Origin of the sequence: Reyranella sp., assembly GCF_050185545.1 — a bacterium.
In the GTDB taxonomy this organism is placed as follows: Bacteria; Pseudomonadota; Alphaproteobacteria; order Reyranellales; family Reyranellaceae; genus Reyranella.
On sequence record NZ_JBFWZI010000200.1, the window covers coordinates 1 to 8492 of the forward strand.

At 68.4% G+C, this 8492-nt stretch carries 7 protein-coding genes; 4 read left to right on the forward strand and 3 right to left on the reverse strand.

Annotated elements, in window-relative coordinates:
- Positions 1-1604, reverse strand: a 1604-nt coding sequence (scpA, locus tag AB7O82_RS32310; protein WP_428621199.1) for a methylmalonyl-CoA mutase, incomplete at its 3' end; no start/stop codon positions are given.
- Between the two features lie 152 nt (positions 1605-1756).
- Entirely contained in the window at positions 1757-2968 is a 1212-nt protein-coding gene (locus AB7O82_RS32315) for a polyhydroxyalkanoate depolymerase (RefSeq protein ID WP_428621201.1), read from the reverse strand.
- A 62-nt stretch (positions 2969-3030) separates the two neighbouring features.
- On the opposite strand from AB7O82_RS32315, the gene AB7O82_RS32320 reads away from it, so the two are divergent.
- The 4 genes from AB7O82_RS32320 (at position 3031) to AB7O82_RS32335 (ending at position 6805) form a co-directional block, all read left to right on the forward strand.
- Positions 3031-3687: a glutathione S-transferase family protein gene (locus AB7O82_RS32320; protein ID WP_428555616.1), complete on the forward strand. Its 657-nt coding sequence runs from the start codon at positions 3031-3033 to the stop codon at positions 3685-3687.
- 264 nt (positions 3688-3951) lie between these two features.
- Complete coding sequence (locus AB7O82_RS32325) at positions 3952-4926, forward strand: Bug family tripartite tricarboxylate transporter substrate binding protein (RefSeq protein ID WP_428621202.1); 975 nt, start codon at positions 3952-3954, stop codon at positions 4924-4926.
- Between the two features lie 3 nt (positions 4927-4929).
- Complete coding sequence (locus tag AB7O82_RS32330; RefSeq protein ID WP_428552808.1) at positions 4930-5736, forward strand: alpha/beta fold hydrolase; 807 nt, start codon at positions 4930-4932, stop codon at positions 5734-5736.
- Positions 5737-5752: 16 nt separating this feature from the next.
- Positions 5753-6805, forward strand: coding sequence for an alpha/beta hydrolase (locus AB7O82_RS32335; protein ID WP_428621204.1), 1053 nt, complete (start codon positions 5753-5755; stop codon positions 6803-6805).
- On the opposite strand, the gene AB7O82_RS32340 is transcribed toward AB7O82_RS32335, so the two are convergent.
- Positions 6750-8492, reverse strand: a 1743-nt coding sequence (locus AB7O82_RS32340; RefSeq protein ID WP_428621205.1) for an adenylate/guanylate cyclase domain-containing protein, incomplete at its 5' end; no start/stop codon positions are given. The two genes, AB7O82_RS32335 and AB7O82_RS32340, sit on opposite strands and share 56 nt — an antisense overlap.

Here is an 8492-nt window from a genome sequence, read left to right on the forward strand (position 1 = left end):
ATCTCGCCCACCGTCGCCCGCGCTCGTGTCGCCTCGATGCTGAGCGCCAGCAGGTTGCCGGTGCCGTTGCGCGCAGCCTCGCCGAGCGCCTTCAGGGCGGCCACGCACTTTGCCTCGTCGCGGCTGCCGCGGATGCGATTGAGGCGGCTGACCTGGGCCTCGCGCACGACGTCGTTGTCGACGTCGAGAATCTCGATCGCCGGCTGCTCCTCGAGCTGGAACCTGTTGACGCCGACCACGATCTCCTCGCCGCGGTCGATGCGCGCCTGCTTGCGCGCGGCGGCCTCCTCGATGCGCATCTTGGGCATGCCGGCCTCGACCGCCTTGGTCATGCCGCCCAGCGCCTCGACCTCGCCGATCAGCTTGCGCGCCTCGGCGACCAGGCTCGCGGTCAGCGATTCGACGTAGTAGCTGCCGGCCAGCGGATCGACCACCCGGGTGACGCCGGTCTCGTGCTGCAGGATCAGCTGCGTGTTGCGGGCGATGCGCGCCGAGGTCGGCGTCGGCAGCGCGATCGCCTCGTCGAACGAGTTGGTGTGCAGCGACTGCGTGCCGCCCAGCACCGCCGCCATCGCCTCGTAGGCGGTGCGGATCACGTTGTTGTAGGGATCTTTCTCGGTCAGCGACACGCCCGAGGTCTGGCAGTGCGTGCGCAGCGACAGCGAATCGGCCTTCTTCGGGTTGAACGGCTGGATCAGCTCGGCCCACAGGAAGCGCGCGGCGCGCAGCTTCGCCACCTCCATGAAGAAGTTCATGCCGATGCAGAAGAAGAACGACAGGCGTGGCGCGAAGGCGTCGATGTCGAGCCCCTTGGCCTTGGCCGCGCGCACGTACTCGAGCCCGTCGGCGAGCGTGAAGGCCAGCTCCTGCACCAGCGTCGCCCCGGCCTCCTGCATGTGATAGCCGGAGATCGAGATCGAGTTGAACTTGGGCATGTGCTGCGCCGTGTGCTCGATGATGTCGGCCACGATGCGCATCGACGGTCCGGGCGGGTAGATATAGGTGTTGCGGACCATGAACTCCTTGAGGATGTCGTTCTGGATCGTGCCCGCGAGCTTGTCCTGCGGCACGCCCTGCTCCTCGGCGGCGACGATGTAGCCCGCCAGCACCGGCAGCACCGCCCCGTTCATGGTCATCGACACGCTCATCTTGTCGAGCGGGATGCCGTCGAACAGGATCTTCATGTCCTCGACGGAATCGATCGCGACGCCGGCCTTGCCGACGTCGCCGACGACGCGCGGATGATCGGAATCGTAGCCGCGGTGCGTAGCGAGATCGAACGCCACCGACAGGCCCATCTGGCCGGCGGCGAGGTTGGCGCGATAGAACTTGTTGCTCTCCTCGGCGGTCGAGAAGCCGGCGTACTGGCGCACCGTCCACGGCCGGCCGGCATACATCGTGGCCTTCGGCCCGCGCGTGAACGGCGGGAAACCGGGCAGCGAGCCCACAACCTCGAGGCCTTCGAGGTCCTCGGCCGTATAGATCGGCTTCACCACGATGCCTTCGGGCGTCGTCCAGTCGAGCGAGGAGACGGGGCGGTCGCGCAACTCCCGGGCGGCGAGCTTTTCCCAGTCGGCCCGGGTTTTCTTCGGAAAGTCAGCCATGCCCGCAATGTACTGCGGATTTTCGGCCTGAAATGTCGCTTCTTCGGTGGGAGTAAGACGGACGGGTCATGTGTCTTGCGGACCGCGGGCGTCTCGCCCGCTCATGATTCTTGTGGCGGGCTCGACGCCCGCGGTCCGCATGAGATATGACGCTATTCGTTGGCGAGAATCGTGTTCCGCACCAAGGGATAGATCTGGCTGGCCCAGCGCCGGCCGGCGAACACGCCGTAGTGGCCGACGCCGGCCTGCATGTAGTGCTTCTTGCGGTAGGGACGCAGGCTGGTGCACAGGTCGTGCGCAGCCACGGTCTGGCCGATCGAGCAGATGTCGTCGCGCTCGCCCTCGACCGTGAACAGGGCGGTACGGCGGATCGCCCTGGGATTGATGCGGCGGTCGCGCCAGTCGAGCTCGCCCCTGGCCAGCCGATGCTCCTGGAACACCCACTGCACCGTCTCGAGGTAGAACTCCGCCGCCAGGTCGAGCACGGCGAAGTACTCGTCGTAGAAAGTCTTGATGGTCGCCGCCTGCTCGGTGTCGCCGTTGGCCATGGCGCGGTAGAGATCGATCTGCGCCTTGACGTGGCGTTCGGCGTTCATGCTCATGAAGGCGGTGAGCTGCACGAAGCCCGGATAAACCCGACGGGCCGCGCCGGGATAGCGCCACGGCACGCGGGCGATCAGGTTCTGCTCGAACCATTCGATCGGCCGGCCGGTCGCCAGCTCGTTCACCTTGGTCGGATTGACGCGCGCGTCGATCGGCCCCGCCATCAGGGTCATGCTGCGCGGCTGGCAGGGATGGTCGTCCTCGGCCATCAGGGCCGCGGCCGCCAGCGCTTGGACACAGGGCTGGCAGACGGCGACCATGTGTGTGCCCGGTCCCATCGCCTCGAGGAACGTCACCAGGTGCTCGACATACTCGTCGAAGCCGAACGGGCCATGCCACAGCCCGACGTCGCGCGCATTGGCCCAGTCGGTGATATGGACGTCGTGCTCGGGCAGCAGCACGCGCACGGTGTCGCGCAGCAGCGTGGCGAAATGACCAGACAGGGGCGCCACCAGCAGGACCCTGGGCTGCGGCCCCACGCCCTCCTTGGCGAAGCGCAGCAGGGTGCCGAACGGCGTGGCGAGAACCTCCTCCTCCCGCACCGGAACGATATCGTTGCCGCTCCTGATTTCGCTGATGCCGAAGGTCGGCCGGCGATGCGTGAGCGTGGCGCGGCTGACCATCTCGCAAAGCGCCGCGGCCGCCCGCCAGCTGTCGAGCGACTGTGCCTGGCCATTGCCCAGGGTCTGGCCGGTCGCCGCCGCCCATGCCCGGATCGGCAGCATGACGTCGGCGGCGGTCTGATACAGCGCGTAGAGCATGGAAGGCGACCGGCTCGAAAATTGCATCCCCACGAAAGCTCGAATACACCACAGTGATGTCCATGGCCGAGGCTTCGCTCACCGTCAGTAGCAAAAACTATTCCTCTTGGTCGCTTCGCGGCTTTCTTTTGTGCCGCATGGCGGGACTGGCATTCGACGAGCGGGTGGCGCCGATCGACGATCCGGCGACCCGCGCCGAACTCCTGCTGCTCTCGCCATCGTTCCTCGTGCCCTGCCTGGAGCATGGACCGGTCAAGGTCTGGGACACTTTGGCCATCGCGGAATACCTGAACGAGATCAGGCCCGAGGCCCACCTGCTGCCAGCCGACCCGGCGGCCCGCGCCCATTGCCGGGCAGTCTGCGGCGAGATGCACTCGGGCTTCGCCAACCTGCGCTCGGCCCTGCCGATGAACCTCAAGGCACACCATCCGGGCTTCAAGGTGTGGGCCGGGGCGCAGGCCGACATCGACCGCGTGACGGCGATCTGGCGCGACTGCCTGCAGCGCTACGGCGGGCCCTATCTCTTCGGCAAGATCCCGACGATGGCGGACGCCATGTACGCCCCCGTCTGCTCGCGCTTCGCCACCTACGACGTGAAGCTCGATCCCGCCTGCGCCGGCTATCGCGACCTCATGCTGAAATTCCCGCCCATGCTCGAATGGACCATCGCCGCCCGCACCGAGCCGGAAGAGGTCGAGGAGCTCGACGTCGAGTTTTAGTCATAGTCTCCTCCCCAGCGTCTTCGCTGGGGAGGTGTCCGCGTCTTCGCGGACGGAGGGGTCATGGCCTTCCGGACCGCGGGCGTCTCGCCCGCTCATGCTCATGATCATGAGCGGGCGAGACGCCCGCGGTCCGCAAGACCATGACCCCTCCGTCGCCGTATGACGGCGACACCTCCCCAGCGAAGACGCTGGGGAGGAGAATGACTCTTGTCCCGAGCGACAGCGCCTTGCAAAGTCGGCCGGACAAACGGAGGAAACAACTTGAATATCACGCGTCGCGGCGCGGTCGCGGGCCTGACCGCCTTGCCGCTCGTACCGGCTGTTGCCCAGCAGCCGGCTTTTCCCAACAAGCCTCTCACCCTCGTCGTGCCTTTCCCGGCCGGCGGGCCGGCCGACATCTTCGGCCGCAATCTCGCCCAGGGCATGACGGGCCTGATCGGCCAGCCGATCGTGGTCGAGAACAAGAGCGGCGCGGCCGGCGTCACCGGCATCGACTTCGTCGCCAAGGCGGGCGCCGACGCCCACGTCATGGGCCTGATGAGCGCCAGCGCCGGGGCCATCATGCAGAGTCTGATGCCGAAGATGCCCTTCGATCCCGCCAAGGACATCGCCCCGATCGTGCTGGTGGTGCGCGTGCAGGAGGTCATGGCAGTCAATGCCAAGCTCGGCATCGACGACATGAAGACCCTGATCGCCCGCGCCAAGGCCAACCCGGGAAAGATCACTTGCGCCTCGGCCGGAACCGGCGGCATCACCCACCTCGCCATCGAGCTGTTCAAGCGCGAGACCGGCACCGACCTCCTGCACGTGCCCTATCGCGGTGCGGCGCCGGCCATCAACGACCTGCTGGCGGGCACGGTGAACACGACCATCCTCGACGTGCCGGCCGTGCTGCCGCATATCCGCTCCGGCGCCCTGAAGGCGCTCGCGGTGACGTCCGACACGCGGGCGCCGCTGCTGCCCGACGTTCCGACCATGCGCGAGCTGGGCTTTCCCAAGGTCAATTCCGACAACTGGTACGCCCTGGTCTCGCCGGGTGCCTCGAGCGCCGAGGCCCGCAAGAAGATCTTCGACGCCGCCAGCGTCGCCCTGAAGTCGAAGCAGATCGTCGATGCCTATGCCGCGGTCGGCGGCATCGCCGGCGGCGGCACGTCGGCCGACCTCGCCGCGTTCCTGCGCGAGGAAGTCGCGAAGTGGGCGGCCGTCATCAAGGCCGCCAACGTCAAGCTCGAGTAGACCATGGCCCTCGACGTGAGACGCGGGCTGGCGAGAACCTTCGCCGGCCACATCCACTGGCGGGCCTGCGGCGAGCAGGGCCCGACAATCATGGTGAGCCACATCAACCAGCAGAGCTCGGCGGTGATGGCCGAGCTGCTGCAGGCCCTGGGCACCCGCTACCGCGCGGTCGCCATCGACTATCCGAGCCACGGCCATTCCGATCACATCGACTGGCAGCCGACCATCGAGGACTATGCCCGGGCGGTGATCGAGACCATGGATGCGCTCGGCATCGAGCGCGCCACGGCGCTCGGCGAAGCGGTGGGCTCGGCGGTGTCGATCGCGCTTGGCTGGCGCTGGCCGCAGCGCATCGACAAGGTGGTGCTGATCAACACCCCGTTCTTCAGCGACGCAGACACAGCCAGGAACGACATCGCCGACATCGCCAAGGTGCGGCCGAGCGATGCCTCGGGCTTCCCGGCGCCGCGCTCGATCGAGTACCTGCTGCAGCACGATCCCGAGCACGCGCCGATGGCGCCGACCCAGTCGTGGATGGACCGCATCAACACCGCCCAGCTCGAGATCGGCCGCGACCGCTGGCAGGCCATGGGCGCGCTCGCAAAGTTCGATACGCTGGCCGGCATGGCGGCGCTCAGGTGCCCGGTGCTGATGCTGTATGGCGAGAATTTCATCTACGGCAAGCATCGCGCGCGCCTGCAGGCCCAGTGCCCGCACGCCCGTGTCGAGATCGTGCCCGGCGCCCGCTTCTGCATGAGCTGGGAGCGCGCCACCGACATCGCCGCGCATGTCCGCGGCTTCGTGAGCTGATATCGGGGGAACCGTCATGCTCGACAAGGAAGCGCGCACCCTGCTCGACCTGATGGAGCAGGCCGTGCAGGCCGGCCGGCCGCGGCTCAACACGCTGCCCTATGCCGAGGGCCGCCGGGCAGTCGACAAGATGTCGGAGGACAGCGAGGCGGAGCCGCCCGAAGTGGGCGCCGTCGACGATGGCGCCTTCGCCGGACCTGCCGGCCAGATCCGCTATCGCCGCTACCGGCCGCTCGGCACGCCGCCGGGGCCGCTCGCCACCCTGATCTACTACCACGGTGGCGGCTTCGTGATCGGCACTGTCGAAACGCACGATTCGACCTGCCGGCGGCTCGCCAACAAGAGTCGCTGCCAGGTGATCTCGGTCGACTACCGCCTGTCGCCCGAGCATCCTTTCCCGGCGCCGACCGACGACGGCGTGGCGGCCTTCCGCCACATCCGCGACAACGCCGCGCTCTTCGACGCCGACCCCGCGCGCCTGGCGGTGGGCGGCGATTCGGCCGGCGGGGCGATCGCCGCCGTGGTCTGCCAGACCTGCCGCGATGCCGGCGACGCCGGCCCGGCGTTCCAGATGCTGATCTACCCGGCGACCGATTCCAGCCGCATGAGCGCCTCCCGCACGGCCTTCGCCGAAGGCTACTTTCTCACGAAGGACCTGATCGACTGGTTCTGGAAGGCCTACGTGCCGGCCGGCACCGACCAGGCCGACCTTAGATTGTCACCGCTCCTTGCCAAGGACTTCACCGGCTTGGCCCCGGCCTTCGTGCTGACCGCGGGGTACGACCCGCTGCGCGACGAGGGCCGCGCCTACGCCAATCGACTGATCGACGCCGGTGTGAAGACCACCTATGTCAACTATCCGGGAACGATCCACGGCTTCTTCTCGCTGACCCGCTTCCTGCAGCAGGGTCTCAAGGCGAACGACGAAGCCGCCGCCGTGATGGCGGCGCACTTCGGGACGTTGGTTGAGCTCCCGATCAGGCGGACCGCGGGCGTCCCGCCCGCTCATGATGCTATGAGCGGGCGGGACGCCCGCGGTCCGGATGAGGCCGCAGCCGCACGAAGCTGATCGGGTCGGCGAAGCCCTTCAGGGCGACGCTTTCCTCGCCGGAGGGCACCGCGGCGATCACCTGCCTGACCGCAGGGTCGTCCGCCACGATCCGGCTCAGGACGATGTCGTCGCCCTCGCTCTGGCCCTGCAGGCGGGCGGCCATGTTCACCGTCGAGCCGAAATAGTCGAGCCGGTCGTTGAGATTGACGACCACGCTCGGCCCGGCATGAATGCCGAGCTTCAGCACCAGCTCGTGACCCGCGATGCGCGCCTGCATGGCGAGCGCCGCCTTCACGGCGTCGGCGGGATCGCCGAACGAGGCCATCACGGCGTCGCCGATGGTCTTGACGACGGCGCCGTCGTGGTCGCGCACGATGCTGGCCAGCAGGGCGAAATGCTCGCGCACCAGGTTGAAGGCGACCGAGTCGCCGACCCGCTCGTAGAGCGCCGTCGAGCCGCGCAGGTCGCTGAACAGCAGGGCCACCTGGCCGACGCCCGCCTCGTCGCCCGGCCGCAAGGTGGCTTCGGAGAAGAGGTCGCGAAAGGCCTGCAGCGAGATCACTTCCGGCGCCGTCAGGGCTTCCCGCGTCCAGGTGCGATCCTCGATCAGTGCCGCCAGCTCGAAGCCCGCGTCGTTGACGAAGGCGATCGTGCCGGCCTCGTCGGCCGGCAGCACCTCGATGCCGGTGGCGGTGGCACGCAGGCCGGGAAAGCCGCCGCCTCGATGCTCGACATCGACGACGCTTCCTGGGTGCAGCGTTCGCAGCCGATAGCGGCCGGCCGGCAGATCGAGGCGGATCGTCCGCTTCTCGCCGGGCGCCAGCAGAAGCTGCGCCGCGACGTGCGGCGTCGCCAGGGGCCCGCTCAGGCAGAAGCCGCCGGCGAGCAGAGGGCGGACCGCCGGGGCCGGCGCGAAGCTGAGCTCGACATTGCGCTCGAAGTCGCGGTCGTAGTCGATGTTGCAGGACGGGCAATGGGCGCCGCGCGGCAGTTCGCTGAGCGCGCTGGCGGTGAACTTGGCGCCGCGGCAGTTGGTGCACAGCAAGTCCCACTTCATCGTCAGCAGGCCGGCGCGCACGCCGGCCAGGCAGGCCTCGACGGCGGCCCGTTGCGGCACGCCGAGATCGCGCGCCAGCAGCTTGGGCTTGAGATGGACGAGATCGGTCGCCATGCCGGTCAGCACGAGCTCGGCCAGCTTGCCGCCCAGCGCGTTGCCGTAGGGGCTGCGATCGATCTCGGCGGCGAGCGCCGTCGCCCGCTCGCGCGCTCCGGCCGGCAACTGCGGCGGCGGCAGGTCGAAATGCGTGGCGCGTTCGCCCTTGGCGAAGGCGACCGCCTCGACGATGCGCTTGCCGACGACCTCGCCCGCCTTCGCCCCCAGGCGTGCACCGAACAGCCGGCCGACGATCGAGAGCGGCTCCCATTCCAGGGTGTAGGTGAGCTTGCTGCCCGTCCCCTCGGCCTCGAGCTCGAAGACCGGACCGAACCGCCGGAAGGGTCCCTTGGTGAAAACCCGCGCCTGCCGGAAGTAGCGCCCGTGGATCCACTCGTAAGGCTTCTCCTCCCACTCGAGCGTGAAGCCCGCCGCCTTACCGCTGCCGCGCCGCAGGATCGTGCCGTTGGGTTGCGGCGTTTCCTCCAACCGGTACGGCGGCAGGCCCATCGCCTCGTTGAAGCGGTTGGTGTCGGCCAGCACCGGCCACAA

Excerpts from the sequence above, each read along its gene's own strand:
- AB7O82_RS32315 (WP_428621201.1), bottom strand. The coding sequence starts at position 2,968 with ATGCTCTACGCGCTGTATCAGACCGCCGCCGACGTCATGCTGCCGATC.
- AB7O82_RS32320 (WP_428555616.1), top strand. The coding sequence starts at position 3,031 with ATGGCCGAGGCTTCGCTCACCGTCAGTAGCAAAAACTATTCCTCTTGG.
- AB7O82_RS32330 (WP_428552808.1), top strand. The coding sequence starts at position 4,930 with ATGGCCCTCGACGTGAGACGCGGGCTGGCGAGAACCTTCGCCGGCCAC.
- AB7O82_RS32335 (WP_428621204.1), top strand. The coding sequence starts at position 5,753 with ATGCTCGACAAGGAAGCGCGCACCCTGCTCGACCTGATGGAGCAGGCC.